The organism is Rugosimonospora africana (assembly GCF_016862975.1).
GTDB lineage: Bacteria > Actinomycetota > Actinomycetes > Mycobacteriales > Micromonosporaceae > Rugosimonospora > Rugosimonospora africana.
The window spans coordinates 1-20,956 of sequence record NZ_BONZ01000089.1 but is presented as its reverse complement, the minus strand read 5'-3'; the positions used below and the strand labels follow the sequence as shown (position 1 = coordinate 20,956).

Annotated in this window: 24 protein-coding genes; 12 read left to right on the top strand and 12 right to left on the bottom strand. The window is 72.8% G+C overall.

Features of this window, described 5'->3' with window-relative positions; genetic code table 11:
• The first annotated feature begins 113 nt into the window (after window positions 1-113).
• Window positions 114-335, top strand: coding sequence for a hypothetical protein (locus tag Raf01_RS41080; protein WP_203923548.1), 222 nt, complete (start codon window positions 114-116; stop codon window positions 333-335).
• Here Raf01_RS41080 and folE read toward each other — a convergent pair.
• Window positions 310-954 (bottom strand): GTP cyclohydrolase I FolE, encoded by a 645-nt coding sequence (gene folE / locus Raf01_RS41075; protein WP_203923547.1) that lies wholly within the window; start codon window positions 952-954, stop codon window positions 310-312. The two genes, Raf01_RS41080 and folE, sit on opposite strands and share 26 nt — an antisense overlap.
• Window positions 955-1,064: 110 nt before the next feature.
• On the opposite strand from folE, the gene Raf01_RS41070 reads away from it, so the two are divergent.
• Complete coding sequence (locus tag Raf01_RS41070; protein WP_203923546.1) at window positions 1,065-1,709, top strand: helix-turn-helix transcriptional regulator; 645 nt, start codon at window positions 1,065-1,067, stop codon at window positions 1,707-1,709.
• Here Raf01_RS41070 and Raf01_RS41065 read toward each other — a convergent pair.
• The gene (locus Raf01_RS41065) at window positions 1,701-2,330 is read right to left on the bottom strand and encodes a flavin reductase family protein (protein ID WP_203923545.1); all 630 of its coding nucleotides are present in this window, start codon (window positions 2,328-2,330) and stop codon (window positions 1,701-1,703) included. The genes Raf01_RS41070 and Raf01_RS41065 overlap by 9 nt on opposite strands.
• A gap of 224 nt (window positions 2,331-2,554) precedes the next feature.
• On the opposite strand from Raf01_RS41065, the gene Raf01_RS41060 reads away from it, so the two are divergent.
• The gene (locus tag Raf01_RS41060) at window positions 2,555-3,709 is read left to right on the top strand and encodes a Gfo/Idh/MocA family protein (RefSeq protein WP_203923544.1); all 1,155 of its coding nucleotides are present in this window, start codon (window positions 2,555-2,557) and stop codon (window positions 3,707-3,709) included.
• A complete protein-coding gene (locus Raf01_RS41055; protein ID WP_203923543.1) occupies window positions 3,706-4,734 on the top strand; it encodes a D-2-hydroxyacid dehydrogenase in 1,029 nt (342 codons plus the stop codon). The genes Raf01_RS41060 and Raf01_RS41055 overlap by 4 nt, the downstream gene beginning before the upstream one ends.
• 168 nt (window positions 4,735-4,902) lie before the next feature.
• Here Raf01_RS41055 and Raf01_RS41050 read toward each other — a convergent pair whose 3' ends face one another.
• Window positions 4,903-5,121, bottom strand: a complete 219-nt coding sequence (locus Raf01_RS41050) for a hypothetical protein (protein ID WP_203923542.1) — start codon at window positions 5,119-5,121, stop codon at window positions 4,903-4,905.
• Window positions 5,122-5,467: 346 nt separating this feature from the next.
• On the opposite strand from Raf01_RS41050, the gene Raf01_RS41045 reads away from it, so the two are divergent.
• The 3 genes from Raf01_RS41045 to Raf01_RS41035 are packed head-to-tail and all read left to right on the top strand — an operon-like array spanning window position 5,468 to window position 7,147.
• A complete protein-coding gene (locus Raf01_RS41045) occupies window positions 5,468-6,067 on the top strand; it encodes a sulfite oxidase-like oxidoreductase (protein WP_203923541.1) in 600 nt (199 codons plus the stop codon).
• 5 nt (window positions 6,068-6,072) lie between these two features.
• Window positions 6,073-6,828 carry a ferredoxin reductase gene (locus Raf01_RS41040; protein WP_203923540.1) on the top strand — a complete coding sequence of 252 codons (756 nt, stop codon included), beginning with the start codon at window positions 6,073-6,075 and terminating at the stop codon, window positions 6,826-6,828.
• Window position 6,829: 1 nt separating this feature from the next.
• Complete coding sequence (locus Raf01_RS41035) at window positions 6,830-7,147, top strand: DUF6510 family protein (protein ID WP_239134355.1); 318 nt, start codon at window positions 6,830-6,832, stop codon at window positions 7,145-7,147.
• A 187-nt stretch (window positions 7,148-7,334) separates the two neighbouring features.
• Here Raf01_RS41035 and Raf01_RS41030 read toward each other — a convergent pair whose 3' ends face one another.
• A complete protein-coding gene (locus Raf01_RS41030) occupies window positions 7,335-8,168 on the bottom strand; it encodes a phytanoyl-CoA dioxygenase family protein (RefSeq protein ID WP_203923539.1) in 834 nt (277 codons plus the stop codon).
• Window positions 8,169-8,322: 154 nt separating this feature from the next.
• Here Raf01_RS41030 and Raf01_RS41025 point away from each other — a divergent pair, with 154 nt between their 5' ends.
• Together Raf01_RS41025 and Raf01_RS41020 are read left to right on the top strand one after the other, a co-directional pair.
• A complete protein-coding gene (locus tag Raf01_RS41025; protein WP_203923538.1) occupies window positions 8,323-9,177 on the top strand; it encodes a helix-turn-helix domain-containing protein in 855 nt (284 codons plus the stop codon).
• Window positions 9,178-9,213: 36 nt separating this feature from the next.
• A complete protein-coding gene (locus tag Raf01_RS41020; RefSeq protein WP_203923537.1) occupies window positions 9,214-9,411 on the top strand; it encodes a hypothetical protein in 198 nt (65 codons plus the stop codon).
• 7 nt (window positions 9,412-9,418) lie between these two features.
• Here Raf01_RS41020 and Raf01_RS41015 read toward each other — a convergent pair whose 3' ends face one another.
• A complete protein-coding gene (locus Raf01_RS41015) occupies window positions 9,419-9,850 on the bottom strand; it encodes a Fur family transcriptional regulator (RefSeq protein ID WP_203923536.1) in 432 nt (143 codons plus the stop codon).
• 101 nt (window positions 9,851-9,951) lie between these two features.
• Complete coding sequence (nicT, locus tag Raf01_RS41010; protein ID WP_203923535.1) at window positions 9,952-11,130, bottom strand: Nickel transporter NicT; 1,179 nt, start codon at window positions 11,128-11,130, stop codon at window positions 9,952-9,954.
• Window positions 11,131-11,329: 199 nt separating this feature from the next.
• Here nicT and Raf01_RS41005 point away from each other — a divergent pair, with 199 nt between their 5' ends.
• Complete coding sequence (locus Raf01_RS41005) at window positions 11,330-11,941, top strand: DUF4328 domain-containing protein (protein WP_203923534.1); 612 nt, start codon at window positions 11,330-11,332, stop codon at window positions 11,939-11,941.
• A 72-nt stretch (window positions 11,942-12,013) separates the two neighbouring features.
• On the opposite strand, the gene Raf01_RS41000 is transcribed toward Raf01_RS41005, so the two are convergent.
• Window positions 12,014-12,595, bottom strand: coding sequence for a DinB family protein (locus tag Raf01_RS41000; protein WP_239134354.1), 582 nt, complete (start codon window positions 12,593-12,595; stop codon window positions 12,014-12,016).
• A gap of 192 nt (window positions 12,596-12,787) precedes the next feature.
• On the opposite strand from Raf01_RS41000, the gene Raf01_RS40995 reads away from it, so the two are divergent.
• Window positions 12,788-13,696 carry a cation diffusion facilitator family transporter gene (locus tag Raf01_RS40995; RefSeq protein WP_203923532.1) on the top strand — a complete coding sequence of 303 codons (909 nt, stop codon included), beginning with the start codon at window positions 12,788-12,790 and terminating at the stop codon, window positions 13,694-13,696.
• A 14-nt stretch (window positions 13,697-13,710) separates the two neighbouring features.
• On the opposite strand, the gene Raf01_RS40990 is transcribed toward Raf01_RS40995, so the two are convergent.
• The 5 genes from Raf01_RS40990 to Raf01_RS40970 all read right to left on the bottom strand — a co-directional run bounded on the left by Raf01_RS40990 (window position 13,711) and on the right by Raf01_RS40970 (window position 20,216).
• The gene (locus Raf01_RS40990) at window positions 13,711-14,865 is read right to left on the bottom strand and encodes an alanine racemase (protein ID WP_203923531.1); all 1,155 of its coding nucleotides are present in this window, start codon (window positions 14,863-14,865) and stop codon (window positions 13,711-13,713) included.
• On the bottom strand, window positions 14,855-16,513 hold the full coding sequence (locus tag Raf01_RS40985; RefSeq protein WP_239134353.1) for an IucA/IucC family protein: 1,659 nt from the start codon (window positions 16,511-16,513) through the stop codon (window positions 14,855-14,857). The genes Raf01_RS40990 and Raf01_RS40985 overlap by 11 nt, the downstream gene beginning before the upstream one ends.
• Window positions 16,513-18,036, bottom strand: a complete 1,524-nt coding sequence (locus Raf01_RS40980; protein WP_203923529.1) for an IucA/IucC family protein — start codon at window positions 18,034-18,036, stop codon at window positions 16,513-16,515. Before Raf01_RS40980 ends, Raf01_RS40985 begins: the two co-directional genes overlap by 1 nt.
• A gap of 303 nt (window positions 18,037-18,339) precedes the next feature.
• The gene (locus Raf01_RS40975) at window positions 18,340-19,311 is read right to left on the bottom strand and encodes an asparaginase (protein ID WP_203923528.1); all 972 of its coding nucleotides are present in this window, start codon (window positions 19,309-19,311) and stop codon (window positions 18,340-18,342) included.
• Between the two features lie 116 nt (window positions 19,312-19,427).
• Entirely contained in the window at window positions 19,428-20,216 is a 789-nt protein-coding gene (locus Raf01_RS40970; RefSeq protein WP_203923527.1) for a Clp protease N-terminal domain-containing protein, read from the bottom strand.
• 106 nt (window positions 20,217-20,322) lie between these two features.
• Between Raf01_RS40970 and Raf01_RS40965 the strand changes: the two genes are divergently transcribed.
• Complete coding sequence (locus tag Raf01_RS40965; protein WP_203923526.1) at window positions 20,323-20,931, top strand: DUF1707 SHOCT-like domain-containing protein; 609 nt, start codon at window positions 20,323-20,325, stop codon at window positions 20,929-20,931.
• Window positions 20,932-20,956 lie beyond the last annotated feature (25 nt).

The window sequence follows — 20,956 nt, the reverse complement described above, 5'->3', positions numbered from 1 at the left end:
ACGTCTGACGAAATGGTTCGGCCGTCCCGGTGCGATTCATGCACCAAACAGTGTTTGCACAGTGCACGTATCGGTGCGAGTCTGGGGGGAGGGAAACCAGTCCTGGAGGGATCATGTATGTACTGCCAGGCCAGGCCGGCGACCGTGGTTACGGCGCCGAGTCCCTGACCGAGTTCACGTTCGACTGGATCATGGCACCGGTCGCCGGGCTGTCGGACGCCTTCTTCGGACTGCTGCACATGCGGCTGCCCGACTACACCCGCCGGCCCGGCGGCCCGGGCCTCGCGGGCGGGCCGGCGTCGACGGCCGCTACCGGGTCGCGCCGGTCAGGGTGAGGAACTCGGCGCGCGAGCGCGGATCCTGCCGAAGCGTGCCGGTCAGCGCCGAGGTCAGCGTGCGGCTGCCGGTGGCCTGAACGCCGCGCAGCGTCATGCACAGGTGCTCGGCCTCGATGACCACGCCGACGCCGCGCGGGCTCAGCTGGCGGTCCAGCCAGTCCGCGATCTGCTTGGTCAGCCGCTCCTGCACCTGCGGCCCGTGCGCGAACAACTCCACCACCCGGGCGAGCTTCGACAGGCCGAGGATCCGGCCGGCGGGCAGGTATCCCACGTGGGCGACGCCGATGAACGGCAGCAGGTGGTGCTCGCACATCGACCGGATCGGGATGTCACGGGCGAGCACCAGCTCGTCGTAGCCCTCCTCGTTGGGAAACGTGGTCAGGTTGAACTCGCGCGGCGTCAGCAGCTCGGCGTAGGCGGCGGCCATCCGCCGCGGCGTGTCGGCCATCCCGTCGGAGTCGAGGTCCAGCCCGAGCGCGCGGAGGAAGTCGGCGGCGGCCCGCTCGGCGACCGGCAGATCGGCCGACGGGTGGTCCCCGACCACGTGCAGCGGATCCGCCGCGCGGCGCCGGTCGCCGGACTGCGTCGGAACGGGTCGGTGGTCCGCCAGCGTCATCGCGGCCGCCTCCAGAGGGGGTTGTCGGCATCGGTCGGATCGTGCTGGCACCGATGCTGCACCGCGACCGGAACATTTTCAATAGCGAACGCTAGTGATATTCTGCGCTCGTGTCCGGGGCCTGGGATGCCATGGCGGCGCTCGCCGACGACGGTCGTCGCGCGCTCTTCGAGTATGTTCAGCGGGCCACCCACCCGGTGTCCCGGGAGGAGGCCGCCGACGCGCTCGGCATCTCACGCGGGCTGGCCGCCTTCCACCTCGACAAGCTGGCCGTCGCCGGCCTGCTGCGCACCCGCTACGAAGCCCCCGCCGACCAGCCACGCGGGCGCGGCCGGGCCCCGAAGGTCTACGAGCCGGCCTGCACCGAGGTCGCGGTGTCGCTGCCGGAGCGGGAGTACGGGCTGGCGGCCCGGATCCTCGCCGACGCGGTCGCCGAGGATCCGGCACACGCCGACGACGCGGTACGGCGCCATGCCCGGCGGTACGGCCTGGAGTTGGGTGCCCGGGCACGCGCGGCGGGCACCGGCCTGCCCGGTGCGCTGGCCGGTGCCGGATACCGCCCGGTGTCGGTGGACGACCGGATCCGGTTGGCCAACTGCCCGTTCCACGCGCTCGTGGAGACGCAGCCGGCCCTGGTGTGCGGCCTCAACCTCGCCTTCATCGACGGCCTCGTCGACGGGCTGGGGGCCGGGTGCCGGGCGCGGCTGGCCCCGGCACCCGGCGAGTGCTGCGTGGAGGTGACCCGCTCAGGCTGAGGCGCGCTGCAACTGGTGCGGCATCTCCCAGCCGGCGGCCAACCGCGACGGGTGCAGGTTGTCCCCGCCGCCGAAGAACTCGCAGAACTTCATGATGAGCGGGTCCCACCCCACCGGGTCGACGTAGTGCGTCCCCGGGATGACCAGCTCCTCCTCCACGTGGGAGCGGAGCACCTCGACCTCGTACGCGGTGGCGAAGTCACTGAACGGGTGCTCCGCGACGAGCCGGCACTCCAGCTGGATCGGGCACTGCGCGACCCGGGGCGGCCGGACCAGCTCGGACGGCTGCTCGGTCAACCCGGCAGTGGCGAACTTGTCCGGCTCGTACCGGTAGCCCTGCCGTGCCCGGTAATCCGGCACGTCCGGCCGGCCGGTGGTCATCGCGATGCGGTCGACCGCGCCGACCATCGCCGCCGAGGGCAGGTTGAGCACGCATTCGCGCTCGCGCCGCAGGTTCCTCCCGGTCTGGCCGCTGTTGCCCAGCCCGAGCATGCAGGACTGGCCGAGCCACCACGCCGAGGACATCGGCGCGAGGTTGGCGCTGCCGTCTTCGTTGCGTGAGCTGATGAGCACCACCGGGGTCCCGAAGTAGAGCACCTTCAGACCGGGGACCACGTGCATCGGTTCCACCCTTCCGTGATACCTGTATTTCCCTGAGACAGGGGATGTCGTCGGGCCCGGCCACGGTCGGGGTCGCGGGCCACCACTCCACTCTGCGGCGTAAGGGCGCCGGCGTCTGGCGGGGATCGGACCGCGCGTTTTCGCCCGGGCGGAGGCCGGGGGCCGGGGCTCGGGCCGGGCAACGGACAATCCGTGGTGACGAACCTCGACGACAGGCGGATCGGATGACTGAGATTTCACGCACCCTGGGTGGCGACCGGCAGGCGGCACCGGCGATCCGGTGGGGAGTCATCGGTACCGCGAACATCGCGGCCAAGGCGTTCCTCCCGGCGCTTGCCGCCGCGGGCGGCCGGGCGGTCGTGGCCGGCAGCCGCAGCGCCGACCGGGCGGCCGAGTGGGCGAAGTCCAACGGGGTGGAGCGCGGCGGTTCGTACACCGACGTGGTCACCGCCGGCGATGTCGATGCGGTGTACGTCGCGCTGCCCAACGACCAGCACGCGACGTGGGCGGCGGCGGCCTGCGCCGCAGGCAAGGCGGTGCTCTGCGAGAAACCGCTGACGCTCGACGAGGTCGGCGCCGCGGACCTGGTCGCCACGACCGGCCCGGACGCCCTGCTGTGGGAGTCGTTCGTGTTCCCGTTCCACCCGCAGACCGCCCTGCTGCGCGAGCTGATCGGCGGCGGCCGGATCGGGACGCCGCGGGAGATCTGCTCGGAGTTCCACTTCACCGTCGAGAGCCCGGACAACATCCGGCTGCGGCCCGAGCACGGCGGCGGTGCGCTCTACGACGTGGGGTGCTACCCGGTGCGGCTCGCCCGGCTGCTGTACGACGCCGAGCCGCGGGCCGCGGTGGGCGCGATGGGTTACGGCACCGCCGAAGTCGACCTCGACGTCGCGGCGGTCGTCGACTTCTCCGGGGGAGCGCAGCCGGAGCCGGGCTTTGGCGGAGGCGAGCACCCCCACCGTGTCTCCGGGGGAGCGCAGCCGGAGCCGGGCTTTGGCGGAGGCGGTCGTGGTGACTCCGAAAGGCGGCTGGTGCTGTCGGCCGGGATGCGTCGGCCGTTCTCCACGTTCACCCGGATCGTCGGCACCGAGGCGGAGCTGCGGGTGACCAACCCGTTCCATCCGGAGCCGACGGACACCGTCCAGCTGTGGGTACGCGGAAGGTGCGAGCAGACCTGGGGGGCGGCCGAGGGTACCGCGTTCCAGCACGCGATCGAGCACATCCACGGGGTACTGCGCGGTGAGCACCGCCCCCGGCACCGGGCCGCCGACGACTCGGTACCCCAGGCCCGCGCGCTCGACCTGATCCGGGCCGCGACGGCGGACGCGGCGGCGGCTCAGGCGACGAGGGCACAGACGGCGACGGGGCAACGGTGACCGGCGGCCCGGCCGTCCTCATCGCCACCTATCTCGAGCCGGAGCACGTCGAGCGGATCGGGGACAGCGTCGACTGCCAGCTGCTGTACGCGCCCGAACTGCTGCCCCGCCCCCGGTACCGCAACGACCACGGGGGAGTACCACCGGCGCTGACCGCGGCCGACGAGCGGCGGTGGACCGGCATGCTCGCCCGGGCCGAGGTCTCGTTCGACTTCGACTGGCGCGCCCCGGGCGACCTGCCGGGCAGCGCGCCGAACCTGCGCTGGGTCCAGGGCACCAGTGCCGGCATCGGCGGTTTCGTGCGCCGGCACGGACTCGACGCCGGTGACCTTGTCCTGACGACGGCCGCCGGCATCCACGCCGGGCCGCTGGCGGAGTTCGCCGTCGCCGGCGCGCTGTTCTTCGTCAAGGACATCCCCGGGCTGCGCGAGCGCCAGCGGGCTCGCCACTGGCAGCGGCACGTCAGCGGCCAGCTGGCCGGGCGCCGGGCGACGGTGGTCGGCCTCGGCGCCGTGGGGCGCCGGGTGGTCCAGGCGTACGGGCTGCTGGGCGTGCGGGTGACCGGGGTCGGCCGGCCGGGTCACGCGTACCGGGTGGACCACGCCGACCGGGTGGTCAGCACCGACGACCTCGACGCGGTACTGCCCGACACCGACATCCTGGTCCTCGCCTGCCCGCTGACACCCGCCACCCGCGGCCTGATCGGTGCCGCGCGGGTGGCCGCGCTACCGGAGGACGCGATCGTGGTGAACGTCGCCCGCGGTGAGGTCGTCGACGAGGATGCGCTGTCGGCGGCGCTCGGTTCCGGCCGGCTGCTCGGCGCGGCGCTGGACGTCTTCCGGCACGAACCGCTGCCGGCCGGCTCGCCGCTGTGGAACCTGCCGAACGTCCTGGTCTCGCCGCACTCAGCCTCGACGGCCGCGCAGGAAAACGCGGTGCTGACCGACCTGTTCATCGACAACCTGCGCCGCTTCCTGGACGGCCGCCCGATGCGCAACCTCTACCGCCGCGACCGCGGCTACTAGCGGTCCGCGACGCCCGCGGGCCGGCCGAGCCGTCGCGGTCGACCGTGGCCCGGTTGACGGTAGCTCGATTGACGGCGGCGGTCCGCGTTGGCGGCTGGCCGGCGGATCCGACGGCGGTGCGGGCGATGGCGGGCCGGCGCGCGACCGGCCCGCCCGGCCGTCAGGCCGTCAGGCCGTCGCGAACCTCATCCGCTGGGCGTCAGCGTCGAACTCCGCGATCCGGACCGGCACGTGGGTACCGACCTCCAGCGCGCCGGCGCCCGGCAACAGACCGGGGAACCCGGCGTCGACCGTGAGCAGCGCACCGAACGGCACGACCTTCTCCACGCGCGCGGTCACCACGTCGCCGACGGCGTGTCCGGCGACGAACTCGTCCCAGGTAGACATGCGATCACCTCCCTTCCGGCACGTCCACCGACTGTGCGGCGATGGTCGGGGTGGGGAAGTGGGCGGGCCACGGGCCCGCCGGGAGGTCACGCGAGTGCCGGGTAACCGTCCTCGTCGCGGCTCCGCGGAGCCGACCCGGCAGTCATGGCGGCCAGCGTACCGGATCCGGGCCGGAAGAGGCGGATACCCGGTCGTGCCCGGATTGGGCTAACCGCCGGATAGGCCCGAGTTTACGATAGAACCGGTGACGGGGCGCCACCCGGAGAGGCAGCCGGAGTCGGACTCCTCATCCGCCGGTGTGGCGACACGTGTGCCGGGTGGCCTGGGACGGAAGGAGCAGCCGGCGATGGGGATCGTGACCCGGGGGTTTCGGGGCCGGCGCGACCCGTCCGCCGAGAAGCTGCCGCCTGGCCAGTACCTGACCCGTGAGTTCCCGGTACTGTCGGCGGGCCCGACCCCGGACATCCCGCTGGACCAGTGGCGGTTCACCATCCGGACCGAGGACGGCGCCGAGCGCTCGTGGACCTGGCGGGAACTGCTCGACCTGCCCAGCGAGCAGCCCACTGTGGACATCCACTGCGTGACCAAGTGGTCGAAGCTCGCCACCCGGTGGGAGGGCGTCTCGGTGGACACGCTGCTCGCGGACGTGTCGACCTCGGCACGGTACGCGCTGGCCCACTCGTACGGCGGCTACTCCACCAACCTCCCGCTGGCCGACCTGCGCGACGGCAAGGCGTGGATCGCCTACCGGTACGACGGCCGGGACCTGCCCGGCGAGCACGGAGGCCCGGCCCGGCTGCTGGTGCCGCACCTGTACTTCTGGAAGTCGGCGAAGTGGGTGTCCGGGATCGAGCTGCGCGCCGACGACACCCCCGGGTTCTGGGAGAACCTGGGTTACCACAACTACGGGGATCCGTGGCGCGAGCAGCGGTACACCGGGGACTGACCGGCATGGCGCAGCGAAGGAGGTGGCTGCCCGCGCGGGTCACCGACATCCACACCGAGACTCCGACGACCCGCAGCGTCGTGTTCGAGGCGCCCGGCTGGGGCGGCCACCTGGCCGGCCAGCACGTGGACGTGAAGCTGATCGCCGAGGACGGGTACAGCGCCGAACGCAGCTACTCGATGGCCGCTCCGGAGGACGGGGACCGGGTCGCGTTGACCGTGCAGCGGGTACGCGACGGCGAGGTGTCGCCGTACCTGGTCGACGAGATGATGCCGGGCGACGAGGTGGAGTTGCGCGGCCCGATCGGTGGGTGGTTCGTCTGGCGTCCCGAGGAACCCGGCCCGGTGCTGCTGGTGGCGGGCGGGTCGGGCGTCGTACCGCTGATGGCGATGGTGCGGGAACGGGCCCGGGTGGGCAGCGCGGTGCCGTTCCGGCTCGTGTACTCGGTCCGTTCGGCCGACGACGCCTTCTACGGCGAGGAACTGTCCCGGCTGACCGGCGAAGGCAACGGAGACGGCGACGGCAATGGGCTGGGTGTGACGCTGCTCTACACGCGCTCCGCCCCGCCCGGGACGACTCGGCCGGTCGGCCGGATCACCGCGGACGACCTGTCCGACGCGGGGTGGCCGCCGGACGCCGGATCCCGCGCGTACGTCTGCGGCCCGACGGCATTTGTCGAGGCGGTGGCCGGGCTCCTTCAGCAGTTGGGGCACGATCCGTCCACCATCCGCACCGAGCGGTTCGGTCCAACCGGAGGCTGACATGGACGAGAGCGTGGTGGACGACGCCGGCATGAACGAGGTCGGGATGGGCGAGGGCGCACGGTACGTCGACGGGAACGCGGCCGCCGGCGCGTTCGCCGAGGCGTTCGGCACGGAGGTATCGGCCTCGACGCTGACGTGTGCCGGCTGCGGACGGGCGGGACGGTTCGCCGACCGGCACGTGTACGACCGGGGTCCCGGCATGGTCGCCCGCTGCCCGTACTGCGGCGAGGTGAACGTGCACCTGGTCCGCACGCCCACCGACGTCTGGCTGGACCTGCGCGGGTCGTCGTCCTGGCGGATCCCGCTGTCGGGCTGAGGAGTCCGGGAAGCCGCCCGGCTCCCAGACTCCTATTATCCTAGGATGCTTTAGGGGTTATGACCCACGACCGAACGACAGACACGCCGTGGGGGAGACGCGCGGCCGATGCCGGCCGCGCGTCGCCGACGACTGGTCTGGGTCGCCGCGCGGCGCCGGACGCGCCGAGCCAGACCAGTCGAACGGGTCAGGCTGCCGCGGAGTGCCTGTACAGCACGGGATTCAGCGGGGTGTCCGGCACGCCGCCGGCCCGGGCGCCGGGCATGAACGTCGCGAGGTCGTTGCGCTGGGGGTCGTTGACCGGTTCGCTGATGGCGATGTCCGCGTCGACGTAGATGATCGTCATGACCCGGCGCGGGATCGTGGACCGGTTCGGCCCGGCGCGGTGGAACGTCCATCCCAGGTGGTAGCTCGCGTCGCCGAGCGCGTACCCGGCCGTGTCCGTCGTGAACCCGCGGGCGGCCAGCTCGTCCTGGAGCATGCGTTCGGACTCGTCGCCGATCGGCAGGTTCCGGCCCAGGTCGAGGCGGTGGCTGGCGCGGGCGAACTCCAGCGCCCCGAGCCGCGTCGGGGTGTCCTGCAGCGGCAGCCAGACGGTGATGGTCCGGTCGGAGGCGAACGGCCAGTAGTACTGGTCCGCGTGCCACGGGGTGATGCCGCCGCCAGGTTCCTTGTAGAGGGCCTGGTCGTGGTACAGCCGTACGCCGTCGACGCCGAGCAGCGTCGCGGCGATCCGCGCGAGGCGGCGCGAGAACACCAGTTCCCGTACCAGGTCGTCGTGCTGCCACAGGTTGGTGACCTGAAGGAACGCGCGACTGTACGTGTCGCGCTGGTCCATCGGCAGGTGCATCAGGTTGCGGTCGATGACCTGCCCGGTGATGGTCGGTTCGTAGTGCGCGACGGTTTCGGCGGTCAGGACCGCGGGCAGCCGGACGTACCCGTCCTCGGCCAGCCGGGTGGCCGCGTGGTCGGGCAGCGGGTAGGCGCTGTCGATGTCGATGGTGTCGGTCCGGTCGGTCATGATGGCTCCCGGTGGTGTCGGCTCGTGTGCGGTTCCACGGTCGCGTCGCGGGGGCCGGCGGGCTACCGCGCCAGGGGGCACGATCCGGTACTCGGGTGACCGGCCGGTCTTCGGGTGGCCGGGGGCCGGCGCGGCCCGCCGCTACCATCGGGGGATGCGCCCCACGGTGGAGTTCATCGCACCGGACGCCGGGCGCGACTGGGTCTTCCACGCGCGTTCCGGCGACGCGTTCGACTTCTCCTGGCACGCGCACGACTTCTACGAGCTGACGGTGATCGCGGCCGGCCGGGGCCGGCGGTTCACCGGGGACAGCGCGTCGCCGTACGGGCCGGGGGATGTCGCGCTGTTCGGCCCGCGGCTGCCGCACACCTACGCCTCGGCGCGGCGGGACGGGCCGCACCTGGCGTACGTGGCCCAGTTCCCTGGCTCCCTTGTGGACGGTCTGGTCGGTGGGGCGGAGTTTGGCGCGCTGCGTTCCCTGCTGCGCGCCTCGGCCAGGGGTGTCACCGACGCGGCGCCCGGGCAGAGCTGGGTACGCGCGGCCCGGCGCCTGGCCGGGCTCGACGGAGCGCGGCAGACGGTCGGCCTGTTCGACCTCCTGGTGCGCCTGGCCGAGTCCCGTTCGACGGTCACTCTGGCCAGTGCCGGGTCGGCCCGCCCGGTCGCGCCGGCCCGCGCGCGTGCGCTGAACGCGGTGGTCCGCTACGTCGACGAACGGTTCCGCCAACCGGTCACCCGCGACGGTGTCGCGGCCGAGGTCTCGATGTCGCCGTCGTCGGTCAGCCGCCTGGTGCGCGACCAGCTCGGTACGACGCTGACCGGGTACGTCACGTCGGTGCGCGTCGCCGCGGCCGCCCGGGCGCTGGTCGACTCCGACCGGTCGGTGGCCGGCATCGCGCACGACTGCGGCTTCGCGAACCTGGCGAACTTCAACCGCCAGTTCCGCCGGGCGCAGGGCATGACGCCGACGGACTACCGGCGCGCGTTCACCGGTACGGCCGGGCGGTGAGTGTGCGGATCGCCGGGAGTGGGTACTGGTCGCGACGTGACCGATGAGAGTGTTGACGCCGATGTGATCGACGATGGGCAGGCCGACGTGCTCGCCGAGGACGAAGTCGTCCACGTGCCCGAGGGGGCCAGGGAGCTGGCCGAGGCCCACGAGCACGCCTCCACGTTCCTGCCCGAGGTCGAGGACTGGGACGGGCCGCCGGACGAGCTGCCGGAGGACTCGGACGGGCGGTGACGTCTGGTCAGCGGCAGGCCGGGCAGCGCCCGAACAGGGTGAGCCCGGCCTGCCCGATGTCGTAGCGGGTCGCGTCGCCGGCCGCGGCGACCGCGTGTGCCAGGCTCGGCGCGGGGATCTCGGAGATCGTCCCGCACTCTTCGCAGATGGCGTGCACGTGCGGGTCGGCGCACAGCCCGTAGCGGGCCTCGCCCGGCCAGGCCAGCTGGTGCACCACCGCGTGCTCGGCCAGGAACGCGACGGTCCGGTGTACGGTCGAGATGTTGATCTCCGGCCGTTGCTCGGCCACTTTCTGGTGGATCGCGGTGATGGACAGGTGGGCGGATGTGCCGGCCAGCGCGTCGATCACCATGCCGCGGGCCAGGGTGCGCCGGGCGCCGGCTGTGGCGAGCTGCTGCCAGGCGCGACGGACGCGCTCCCGCCGATCGGTGTCGCGCATGCCGTCCACGCCAGCCGTCACCGCCGCTCTCGGCCTCGTCCGGGAATCCTTGACGTCGTGTGCCGCCGCTGATTCTGGCACCAGGCGAAGCGGTCCGGGCATCAGGCCGAGCCGATTGGCGCGTCCTCCGCCGGGGTGGGTTCGGCGTCCGGCGTCGCGAGCCGTGCCGACCACCGTTCCTCGATCCGGCCGAAGCGCCAGACCGCGAGCGCGAACAGCCAGGACACGACGAACAGCCCGACGATGCCGTAGCCGGCGTAGTCCAGGGGGATGCTGCCGATCGCGGCGATCGGGCCGGTGGTGATGCCCGCCTGGTCGGCGAGGACGCCGACGAGTTCGATGGTGCCGATGATGAGCGCGACCGCGACGGAGATGGACGTGATGGTGATGTTGTAGAAGACCTTGCGGACCGGGCGGGCGAACGCCCAGCCGTAGGCGGCGTTCATGAACACGCCGTCCACGGTGTCCATCAGGCACATGCCGGCGGCGAACAGGATCGGCAGCACCAGGATCGAGTAGAACGGCAGGTTGAACGCGGCCGCGCCACCGGCGATGACGAGCAGGCCGACCTCGGTGGCGGTGTCGAACCCGAGGCCGAACAGCACCCCGACCGGGTAGATGTGCCATGCCTTGCGTACCGACCGGGTCAACCCGCCGAGGATGCGGTTCATGAACCCGCGCTTGTTGAGCTGCTCCTCCAGCGCCTGCTCGTCGTAGACGCCGCTGCGCATGTCGCGGAACACCTTCAGGATGCCGAGCAGGACGACGAAGTTGAGGATGCCGAGGATCCACAGGAACACGCCGGAGACGGAGGCGCCGATGACGCCGGTGATCGAGTGGAGGCCGGAGCTGTCGTTTTCCACCTGACCGGCCAGCGCCTTGACGCCGGCGGCGAGCAGGAACGAGAGCAGGAAGACGATCGTCGAGTGGCCGAGGGAGAACCAGAAGCCGACCGACAGCGGTTTGCGGTCGGCGCCGGTCTCGGCGTTGTCGGCCATCAGCTTGCGGGTGGTGTTGTCGACGGCCGCGATGTGGTCGGCGTCGAAGGCGTGGCGCAGGCCGAAGCTGTAGGCGAGCACGCCGACGCCGATGGTGAACACCGGGTGGTCGCCGCCGAGGTGGAAGTGCTTCGGGACGACGAGGCCGAAGAGCACGGCGAAGCCGACCGCGTGCAACAGGACGATGAAGCCGAGCATGCCGCCGAGCGACCGCCGGTCGCGGCGGGTCAGGGTGCGGCGGAACAGGGAAAGCCTGGATACCGCCGGGTCCGCGTTCGTCATCTGGCCTCTCCTCGGGCGCCGACGCGGGCACGCGTGGCCCACGCTCGTCCGGGACGTTATCACAAGTAATTTGCGATAAGGAGATAGTGGCAGGAGCGTGAGGGACGCGACACGCCCCTGGCGCCGGGGACCTACCATGTGGCACACCCGTGTCAGTCCTGGGGAGGCATCTTCTCTGGCGAGAAGGGACATGGGTTCCATGGACGTCGTTCACCCCGCGACCACGCATCCACTGCGGACTCCAGCGACGCTGGCTGTCGGCGGGCTGTGGGTGATGGCCGCGCTGTCCGCGTTGAAAGCCCTGTCGACGCCGTGGGTACCGGACGCGGACGGCGGCACGGCCGCCCTCCTCGACGTCCTGTCCACGCTCCTGGTGGTCGGCTGGATCTACACCGCCGTCACGTTCCTGATGTGGCTGTACCGGGCCCGGGAGAACCTCGACCGGCGCGGCGACACCGCCCTGACCTGGAAGAAGGGCTGGACGATCGGCGGCTGGTTCATCCCGGTCGCCGACCTGTTCATTCCCGCCGCCGTGGTGTCGGAGGTGTTCGCCCGCAGCAGGCCGGGAGCGTTCAGGACCTGGAAGGTGCCCCGGTTGGTCGTCGTCTGGTGGGTGGCCTTCGTGCTCGGCCTGATCCGGTTCACGTTCACCACCGTGTACGCGGACGGCACCCGGCACGTCACCGGCGTGCAGTTCTGGAACGCGGTCAACGGCGTGGCGGGCGCCGTCGCCGCCGTCCTGGCGGTGCGGATCGTCCAGCAGGTCACCGCGTGGCAGTCCGGCGACGACTGGTCGGCCGGCGCCCGCTGACCGCTGCCCCGCTCTCCGGCCGGCCCGCTCCCCGGCAATGGCACCGGCCGGGGACCGGGCCGGCCGGGGTCGTCACTGGCCGAGGCGTCCGTCGATCCGCTCGCGCAACAGGTCGACGTGCCCCAAGTGGCGGGCGTACTCCCCGATCATCCCGACCAGCACCTCGCGCAGCGACATCGCCCCTCCGCCGCTGCCGTGCTTGTTCAGCCGGTCGTCGGCGGTGATGTCGAGACTGGGCGCCTCGGCCACGAACCGCGTGCCGAACTCCGCCTCCGCGCGCCACGCCTCCCATGCCTCGGCGACCACTCGGGGGTCGGGGACGGCGCCGTCGAAATCACCGTCGCGGTCGGTGTCGGAGCAGTAGAGCCGGGGCACGTCCTGCCCGGCCATCAGCACCCGGAACGTCGCGCGTTCCCCCTCGGCCAGGTGCCGTACCAGCCCGAGCAGCGACATCGTGGACGGCTCGACGGAACGCCGCGCCATCGCCTCCGCGTCGAGGCCGTCGCACTTCATCTCCAACGTGAGCCGTAGGCAGCGCAGGGTTTCGGCCAGCGTGGTCCGCTCGTCGCCCAACCGTTGCCGGTGCTCCCGCGGGTCGTCGTCGGAGGGCCTGCCATCGGCGGTGAACATGTCGGCGCGTCGGGTCGTGGCCATGGTCGCCATCATCGGCGACGCTCGTGACGGCCGGCAACGGATTTTGTCCGGCCCGAAGGCGTCAGAATCGGCTATCCGGGGACATTGTGCTCGCGCGGTGAGCGTGGGGGTCGCGGTGGCCGCGTGGATGCGCGGCGCGCCGGGCGGCCCGGACGGGCCCCACATATTGCAAACATCGCATATATTTGACGGATGAGCGCGGGACACGATCATCACCCGGCGGCCGGTGGCGATCAGCGGCTGCTCGGCGGGGCGCTCGCCCTGATCCTCGCCTTCATGGCCGGCGAGGTCGTGGTCGGGCTGGCCGCCGGGTCGCTGGCGCTGCTGTCCGACGCCGCGCACATGCTCACCGACGCGGCGTCCCTGATCCTCGCCCTGATCGCGATGCGCCTGGCGGTCCGGCCGCCGCGCGGCGGCTACACCTACGGGCTGCGCCGCGCGGAGATCCTCTCCGCCCAGGCCAACGGGATGGCCCTGCTGGTCCTGGCCGTGGCCCTGGCCGTCGAGGCGATCCGGCACCTGGTCAGCCCGCCGCCGGTGGCGGGCACACCGGTGCTGGTGACCGCCCTGGTCGGCATCGTGGTGAACCTGGCGGCCACGCTGCTGATCAGCCGCGCCAACCGCGACAACCTGAACATCCGGGGCGCGTTCGCGCACATCCTGACCGACCTGTACGCGTTCGTCGCCACCGCCGCGGCCGGGCTGGTCATCATCCTGGCCGGCTACCGGCGGGCGGACGGCGTGGCGACCCTGGTCGTGGCGGCGCTCATGGTCCGCGCCGGGGTCGGCCTGCTGCGCGCGTCCGGGCGCATCCTGCTGGAGGCCGCCCCGGCCGGCATCGACCCGGCGCAGGTCGGCACCCGGCTGGCCCGGGTCCCCGGCGTCGCCGAGGTGCACGACCTGCATGTCTGGCAGATCGGCTCGGACTCCCCGGCGCTGTCGGCGCACGTGCTGGTGGCCCCGGGTGGAGACTGCCACGACACCCGGAGGGCGCTGGAGCGTCTGCTGCACGACGCGTACGGCATCGAGCACACCACGCTGCAGGTCGACCACAAGGGCGACGGCCTGCTGCAGATCGGCCAGGACCGCCCGCCGCACTGAACGGTGCCGCGCTGTCAGATCACCACAATCCGCGGGTACTCGTGGCGGAGGAAGTCGTGGTGGGAGATGTCCCAGCCGTACCCGCCCGCGTTGCCGAAGACCAGCACGTCGCCGACGCGCAGCCGGTCCACCCGCTGACCCCGGGTCAGCACATCGCGTGGGGTGCACAGCTCGCCGACCGCGTCCACGGCCACGTCGCGTACCTCGGGGCGGTCGAACCCGTACCGCCAGTCGGGCACCGGCAGCACGGTGAAAGGGTGGCTGTAGCCCCAGGCGGCGGGTAGCCGGAAGTGGTGGGTACCGCCGCGCAGGACGGCGAACCACCGGCCGTGGTTGCGTTTGAGGTCGAGGACCTCGGCGGCGTACCAGCCGGCCGGGGTGGCGAGGAACCGGCCCAGTTCGAAGACCAGCGGCACGTCGCCGGGCAGGGCGCCGCGCAGCGCCCCGAGATCGAAGTGCGCCATGCCGGTGTGGTCGATGCCGAAGCCCCCGCCGACGTTGACCTCCCGCAGGCGCAACCCGTACCGGTCGGCGGCGCGCCGGGACCAGTCGAGGGCGTCGGCGATGAACGCGGCGTGCGCGGGTGCGTCCAGGTTGTTGGAGACCGCGTGCAGGTGGAATCCGACCGGGTCGAGGCGGGGCTGCCCGCGGACCAGGGCGACCGCCTCGTCGAGGGCCGAGATGTCCAGGCCGAATGGGGTGGGTACGCCGGTCATCCGGTGGCTGCCGGGCAGCGTCGGCCCGGCCCGGTTGACCCGCAGCGCGATCCGCACCGGTGGCGCCTGCGCCGGTGCGGTGCCGGCCAGGGCGGCCAGCCGGCGCAACTCCAGGAGGCTTTCCACGTTGACCGTGGCACCCGCCGCGATCGCGGCGCCCAGTTCCTCGTCGGTCTTGGCCGGGCCGCTGAACGCGATGTGCCGCGCCCCGGCCCGTACCGCCAGTTCCAGCTCGCCGCCCGAGGCGACCTCCAGCCCGTCGGCCACCTCGGCCAGGGCGGCCACCACCCCGGGTGTTCCGTTGGCCTTGACCGCGTAGAGCACGGTGGCGCCCTCCGGTACCGCGGCGCGGACCGCGGCGACCCGTTCGCGCAGCACGCTGGTGTCGTACACGTAGGCGCAGACCGGCCCCGGTACGCCGCGCAGCGCGGCGGTCACCCGCTCAGGAAGCATGCAGGGGATTGTGCACCGGCACGTAGGTGTCCGTGCCGCCCCCGCCGGACCCGCCGCCGTCGGCGAGCCGCATCCGTACCAGGGCCTTGTGCGGCACCCGGGGCGCGGTGAGGAACCGGTGGTCGGCCGGGTCGGCCCGGGCCTCGTCGAGAACCTTGCGTACCGCGCGCCACGCCGCCGCCTCGTCGAGCCCGCCGCTGTCGACCAGGTGGGTGACCAGCTCTCCGAGGTGCGCCTGCAGCGCGGTGTAGCCCAGCTTGGCCCGCATCACGTCGACGTCGGCGGTGCCGACCACCGAGCCGGGCCACAGCGGCGGCGCCCCGGCCAGCCGGGGCAGGTGCAGCCGCAGGCCGGCGAAGTCGCGGAAGGCGATCCGGTGCGGTACCCCGTCGACGAAAGTCGGGATGCTGTTCTGGAGGTGCGCTTCCAGCCCCACTCCAGAGGCGGCCAGGCGCAGCAGCGGCGGCAGCAGCAGGGCGGCGTACCGGTCCAGGAACTCCAGCGGCCCCAGGCCGGCGCGGGTGAGCAGCTCGGACAGCACGCTGCGCCCGGTGACCGGTGACGTCGCGACCAGCGCCGATCCGGGGATGGCGACCTCGCCGGGCAGCAGCGCGCCGGTCAGCCCGCCGCGGACGATCGCGGAGATGTCCCGGCTGCGCCCGCCCGTCGCGGTGACCGCCGCGCCGGCGACCTCGGGCAGCAGCAGCACCCGGGGCTCGCCGGCCAGCAGCCGGTGCAGCAGGGCGGAGATGGCCGGGCCGTTGCGGGTGCTGGCCACGGAGATGGTCCGCCGGGTCGAGGTGACCTGGATGTCCAGGGACAGCTTCAGGTACCGGCGCTGCCCGTGCACGTCCGGTTCCAGCAGCACGGTGCGCAGCGCGATGGTGGGTGCCGCGCGCAGCGTGGCCGTGCCCATCGGGATCAGGTCCCGAGCGGCGAACAGGTCGGCGTACCGGTCGGGCAGCACGGTGGCCAGCTGCCAGGCGTGTACCGGTTGGAGCCGGTACCCGGCCGGTGGAGTGGGCAGCCACGGGTACCCGTCGCGCAGCAGCGCGCCGAGGTCGTCGCCCAGGTGCAGCCGGTCGGCGACGGCGACGAACCCGACCCGGGTCTGCGGCGACTCCTGGTCGTGCGCGAGTAGGTCCGGTATCCGCCAGCCCAGCCGGGTACGGCCGCATGGGTGCAGGTTGTGGCCCTCGGTGGCCAGCCGCTCGTACAGGATGAGCTGGTCGTCACCGGCCAGGGTGGCGGCCAGCCCGTACAGGTCGGGTGCCCCGGCGGCGGCGGCCCGGGCGCGCAGGTCGGCGTCGATGCCGGCCCGCCGGGCGTAGCCGAGGGCGAGGTTGCGCGCGGCGTCGGTCAGTTCCGTGGCCAGTCCGGCATCGGATATGCCGAGGTCGGTGAGCGCCGCGGACGGGGTGGCCGGGACCGGCCCGGTCAGGTCGACGCGGTCGAACCCGTGCCGGCGGGCGGGGCGCAGGATGTGCCGGGCGTGGCCGAGATCTTCGCGCCAGGCGGCGCCGAGCAGCCGCCGGGTGACCACGTCGGTGGCCCGGGGCAGGGCGTCGCGGAACGCGTCGAGCAGGTGTGGGGCGTGCGCGGCCAGTTCGGCTCCGGCCAGGGTCACCGGGTCGGTGGTGCTGGGCATCATCGGCCTGCCAGGGGATTGGGAACCGTGGTCCAGAGGTCGTGGATCGGGTCGTCGGCCAGCCGCATGGCGGTCATGGCCTTCACCGGGAGGTCGGCGGCGAACAGTGCGCGGGCGTCGGGCCGGGCGGTGCGGGGCAGGTCGGCGTAGGTGTCCCGGGCGGTGCCGGCGACGAGTTTCCAGATCGTGTCCGGGTCGGTGCCGTACTCCCGGCGCAGGGTCGCGGCCAGCTGGCCGACCACGGTGGACAGGACCGCGGCGAACAGCTTGGTGCGCAGCTCGTCCGGATCGTCGGTGGCCAGATCGCCGTGCGGCGGTGCGGTGGTGATTCCGGCGGCGGCGAGCCGGGCCGGCGAGAGGCGTACCCCTCCGAGATCGCGGTAGTACAGCCGGGCGGGCTGCCCGGTGCGCAGCATCACCAGGGTGTTCTGCCCGTGTGCCTCCAGGGCGACACCGGAGTGGAGCAGGCGCAGCAGCGGTGGTAACAGCAGGTGAACCAGTTCGGCGGCGAACGGGTGCGGATCGCCGCCGTACCCGAGGTCGACCGCCTCGGTCAGCAGCGCCCGGCCGGTGGCCGGGGACGGCGCGCACAGCGCGGCCAGCGGCATCACCACCTCTCCCGGCCCGGTGGCCGGGGCCTGCCGCAGCACCATGGCCAGGTGCCGGCTGGGTTGACCGTCGATGAGCACCGCGCCGGCCGCCGTCTCGCGCAGCACGTCGAGTCCGGCCGCCGTGCCGAGCTCGCCGACCAGTGCGGAGACCACCGGCCCGTTGCGCACCGCGGCGGGTGAGACGATCCGGACCGCGGAGGTCATCTGCACGTCGACGGCGGTCTTCACGTGTGCCGTCGGGTGGTCGAGCGGGGCGAGGGTACGCAGCGACATCAGCGGCCGGGCCGCCACGGTGCGGCCGGTGGCGGACAGCCACGGGTACCGGGGCAGGACGTGTTCGTGCTGCCACGGGTGTACCAGCAGCCGGGGCGGCAGTCCCCGGCCGGTGGACAGCCACGCCCCGGCGGGTACGGCGTACTCGCGCAGGTGCACCACCGGCCGGTGTTCGGGGGCGTACGCGCGCACCTCGGCTTCCGACATGCCGGTACGGGTACGGCATAGCGGGTGCAGCGGGTGTCCGTCGACGACGCACTGCTCCAGGTCGGCCAGGTCGGGGGAGCGGGTCAGGTACGGCGTGCCCCGGTCGGGTTCCGGCGCCGCGGCCCGGGAGCGGGCGAGGTTGGTGACGCTGTCGGCCAGTTCGGCGGCCAGCCGTGCGCCGGCCGGCCCCGGTACCAGGTCGGTGATCAGCGCGACCGGGTCGTCGTGTCCGCCGATCCGCAGCCCGGCGGGAGCGTCAGCGAACGGTTCCGCGGCGTCCGCCGGTCCGGTCAGTGCCCGCCCGTCGGCGAGCCGGACGACCAGGGTCGACCCGTCGTGTTCGCGGCCGGCGATGCCGGGAATGGGCTCCCGCGCCAGCGCGCCCCACAACCGGCTCAGGACGGCGGCGCGGGCGGCGGCCGTGAACGTCATCGACCAAGTATGGCGGGTCCGTCCGCCACTCAAACCTAGCGTCCTAGGACGGCTTAGAGAATGTGACGCCACGACGAACAGTGCGGCAAAACCCGCCGCATCGAAGATGCGGACTTGCGGTTCAGCGCCCGGAGGTACCCCTGATGCGGACGGCGATCAGACCGATCGCGGTGAGCAGGGCCATCGAGCAGCACAGGGACTTGAGGAGCATCCGCGTGGCCTCGCAATCACTCGCTCGTGCCGGACTGGCCCGGGAAGGTCAGCGTAGCCGGGGACGCCCGGGGCCGGGTGCGGGCCGGCGGGTCAGAGCCGGCTGAACCAGTCGCGGACGGCGGGCACGCCGCCTGATCCGAGGGCGACCATGAGGGCCGCCCGGGCCTTGGTGGGGGCGAGGCCGCGGGCGCCGATAGCGCCGATGGCGGCGGCCATGCCGGTTCCGGTCGGGGTGTGCTCCAGCGGTACGCCGCGGGTGCGGCACCGGGACGCGATGACCACCGGGATGTCCCACTCGGTCAGGTCGCTGATGGTGCTGAACAGGTTGACCGGCACGTTGGACTCGCCGGTGCCCTCCAGCACAATGCCCCGGGCGCCGGCGTCGGCGACGGTGGTCAGCAGGGTCGGTTCGATGCCCGGGTACGTCTTGATCAGGGCGACGTCGGATTCGGGTTCGCCGGCTGCCGCGGGTGGCCGGGGCGGCGGTACGGCGAGCAGCTCGACCTGCCCGTCGACGACCCGGCCGAGCGGCGGGTACGGGTACGACCGGAGGGCGGCGACGCTGGTGGTGTCGGCGGCGTGGACCCACCGGGCGGCGTGCAGTTCGTCGTTGAGGCAGGCCACGACGCCGGTGTGGCGCAGTGCGGGGTGGGTCGCGGCGGCCAGGGCCGCGGTGAGGTTGCCGGGGCCGTCGGTGGACGGGTCGTCGAGGTGCCGGGTGGCGCCGGTGAAGACGATGCCGCCTTCCGTGGTGGCCTGCCCGGCGGTCAGGTCGGTGAGGAACGCGGTGTCTTCCAGGGTGTCGATGCCGTGGGTGATCACGACGCCGTCGAATCCGTCGTCGAGGATGGCGGCGCGGGCGCGGCGGGCGAGGCTGAGCATGGTCGCCGGTGAGGTGTCCCAGCTGGGTTCGGCCATGACGTCTTCGACGGTGACCTGGGCGGTGGGGCGCCGGGCCGCCGGGATGGTGGCGAGCAGGTCGGCGCCGGACGCGACGGCGGAGCGGCTGGGCTGGTAGGCGATGGTGTCCTTGGTCGCCAGGAGCAGGACGCGCGGGGGCATGGGTGTCCTTCAGCGGGGTTCGGTGAGCAGGGGTAGGAGCAGCATGGCGAACAGCAGGGCGGCGGCGATGGCTGTCGTGGTGCGGTGGCGGCGGGTGGCCGGCCGGGGTGTGCCGGTCACGGCGCGGGGTCGGGGGACGCGTCGGGGGTGACGCCGGTGTGGTGTTCCAGCCGTTCGATGCGCTGGATGAGTGGCTGGAGTTCCTGGCGTACCGCGGCGGCGAGCGCGGTCGCGGCTTGTCCACTGGTCCGGCTCGGCGCGTCGGGCGCCGTGCCGGCTTCGGCTCGCAGGTGGACGTATCCGGCGAGGGCGGCGACGACCGCGCGGCGGGTGAGGCGGAGTTCGGCGCCGGCGGCGCGCAGGACCTGGCCGCCGGCGCCGTCGGGTTCGGTGATCAGGCCGAGGAGGAGGTGTTCGCAGCCGACGTAGTTGTGCCCGAGAGCGGTGGCTTCGGTGACGGCGAGTTCGAGGGCGTTGGCGGCGGGGCTGGTGAAGTGTGGGGTGGTGTCGGCGGGGTCGGTGCCGGGTTCGGTCTGTGGTTGCCGGGCGAGGGTCTGGGCGAGTTGGTCGGGTTCGATGTCGAGGGCCTGGAGGACGTGCAGGGCGAGGTTGGTTCCTTCGGTGAGGAGGCCGCCGAGGAGGTGTCCGGTGCCGACGTTGCCGGTGCCGGCGGTGCGTGCCTGGTCGATGGCGAGGGTGAGGGCGGCGCGGGTGCGGGGGGTGAAGTGCGGGAGTCGGGTGGTGAGGTCGTCGGTGTCGAGGTCGCTGAGGGCTGTTTCGCGGATGGCGGTGACGCGCCGTACGGCTTGTTCGAGGGCGCGTTGGCAGATGGCGGAGACGGGGACTCCGGCTTGTTTGACGGCCTCGGCGAGGTCGTCGGGCAGGTAGACGTTGATCTTCGGCATGTGCGGCGCTCCCTTCCCCGGACTTGTCTCTCCATGTATACCCCCACGGGGGTTACTAGTCGAAGGCGATTGGGGTTAGCTGCCGTTCTTCGATATCGTGCCTGCCATGGATGCGACCAACGACGGCAGTTCCGACCGGTCAGGCTCGGCGGGCCTGGCGCCGCGCGACGACCCGGACCGGTCGCTGCGGGTGTCGGACGCCGAGCGGGAGGCGGTGGTCGCGCGGTTGAGCGCGGCCGCCGGCGAGGGGCGGCTGACGCTGGCGGAGTTCAGCGAGCGGGCCGGGCGGGCGTATGCGGCGCTCACCCGTGGTGACCTGGGTGAGGTGGTCGGTGATCTGCCGACGCAGCGGGCGCCGGTGGTCGCCGGTGCGGCGCGTGGTGTGGTGTCGCACCGCACTCCGGTGGGGGCGATCAAGCGGTCCGGGCGGTGGCGCCTGGATCGGGATACCGAGATGGTCGCGGTGGTCGGGGCGGTGAAGCTCGACCTGCGGCAGGCGGAGATCGTCGCGCCCGAGGTCGAGCTGCGGGTGCAGACCGTGGTGGGGTCGGTGAAGGTGTGGATCCCGCGCGGAGTGCGGGTCGAGGTGGAGGGGCAGAGCACGGTGGGCAGCCGCCAGGTGGCGGAGGCTTCGGCCGGCGACTACTCCGACGCGCCGCTGCTGCGGCTGAGGTTGGACACCGTGGTGGGCAGTGTGAAGGTCTACCGGGTCTGACTACCGGTTGTCGGCCAGCAGTCGA

What these genes read in the sequence shown, in the direction of transcription:
- Raf01_RS40975 (WP_203923528.1), bottom strand. Translation starts at nt 19,311, where the DNA reads ATGCCCCCGCGCGTCCTGCTCCTGGCGACCAAGGACACCATCGCCTAC.
- Raf01_RS41050 (WP_203923542.1), bottom strand. Translation starts at nt 5,121, where the DNA reads ATGTCTACCTGGGACGAGTTCGTCGCCGGACACGCCGTCGGCGACGTG.
- Raf01_RS41040 (WP_203923540.1), top strand. Translation starts at nt 6,073, where the DNA reads ATGGCGCAGCGAAGGAGGTGGCTGCCCGCGCGGGTCACCGACATCCAC.
- folE (WP_203923547.1), bottom strand. Translation starts at nt 954, where the DNA reads ATGACGCTGGCGGACCACCGACCCGTTCCGACGCAGTCCGGCGACCGG.
- Raf01_RS41045 (WP_203923541.1), top strand. Translation starts at nt 5,468, where the DNA reads ATGGGGATCGTGACCCGGGGGTTTCGGGGCCGGCGCGACCCGTCCGCC.
- Raf01_RS40995 (WP_203923532.1), top strand. Translation starts at nt 12,788, where the DNA reads ATGAGCGCGGGACACGATCATCACCCGGCGGCCGGTGGCGATCAGCGG.
- Raf01_RS41000 (WP_239134354.1), bottom strand. Translation starts at nt 12,595, where the DNA reads ATGGCCACGACCCGACGCGCCGACATGTTCACCGCCGATGGCAGGCCC.
- Raf01_RS40970 (WP_203923527.1), bottom strand. Translation starts at nt 20,216, where the DNA reads ATGCCGAAGATCAACGTCTACCTGCCCGACGACCTCGCCGAGGCCGTC.
- Raf01_RS41035 (WP_239134355.1), top strand. Translation starts at nt 6,830, where the DNA reads ATGGACGAGAGCGTGGTGGACGACGCCGGCATGAACGAGGTCGGGATG.
- Raf01_RS40985 (WP_239134353.1), bottom strand. Translation starts at nt 16,513, where the DNA reads ATGCCCAGCACCACCGACCCGGTGACCCTGGCCGGAGCCGAACTGGCC.
- Raf01_RS41025 (WP_203923538.1), top strand. Translation starts at nt 8,323, where the DNA reads ATGCGCCCCACGGTGGAGTTCATCGCACCGGACGCCGGGCGCGACTGG.
- nicT (WP_203923535.1), bottom strand. Translation starts at nt 11,130, where the DNA reads ATGACGAACGCGGACCCGGCGGTATCCAGGCTTTCCCTGTTCCGCCGC.
- Raf01_RS40990 (WP_203923531.1), bottom strand. Translation starts at nt 14,865, where the DNA reads ATGCTTCCTGAGCGGGTGACCGCCGCGCTGCGCGGCGTACCGGGGCCG.
- Raf01_RS41080 (WP_203923548.1), top strand. Translation starts at nt 114, where the DNA reads ATGTATGTACTGCCAGGCCAGGCCGGCGACCGTGGTTACGGCGCCGAG.
- Raf01_RS41065 (WP_203923545.1), bottom strand. Translation starts at nt 2,330, where the DNA reads ATGCACGTGGTCCCCGGTCTGAAGGTGCTCTACTTCGGGACCCCGGTG.
- Raf01_RS41030 (WP_203923539.1), bottom strand. Translation starts at nt 8,168, where the DNA reads ATGACCGACCGGACCGACACCATCGACATCGACAGCGCCTACCCGCTG.
- Raf01_RS41015 (WP_203923536.1), bottom strand. Translation starts at nt 9,850, where the DNA reads ATGCGCGACACCGATCGGCGGGAGCGCGTCCGTCGCGCCTGGCAGCAG.
- Raf01_RS40980 (WP_203923529.1), bottom strand. Translation starts at nt 18,036, where the DNA reads ATGACGTTCACGGCCGCCGCCCGCGCCGCCGTCCTGAGCCGGTTGTGG.
- Raf01_RS41005 (WP_203923534.1), top strand. Translation starts at nt 11,330, where the DNA reads ATGGACGTCGTTCACCCCGCGACCACGCATCCACTGCGGACTCCAGCG.
- Raf01_RS41060 (WP_203923544.1), top strand. Translation starts at nt 2,555, where the DNA reads ATGACTGAGATTTCACGCACCCTGGGTGGCGACCGGCAGGCGGCACCG.
- Raf01_RS40965 (WP_203923526.1), top strand. Translation starts at nt 20,323, where the DNA reads ATGGATGCGACCAACGACGGCAGTTCCGACCGGTCAGGCTCGGCGGGC.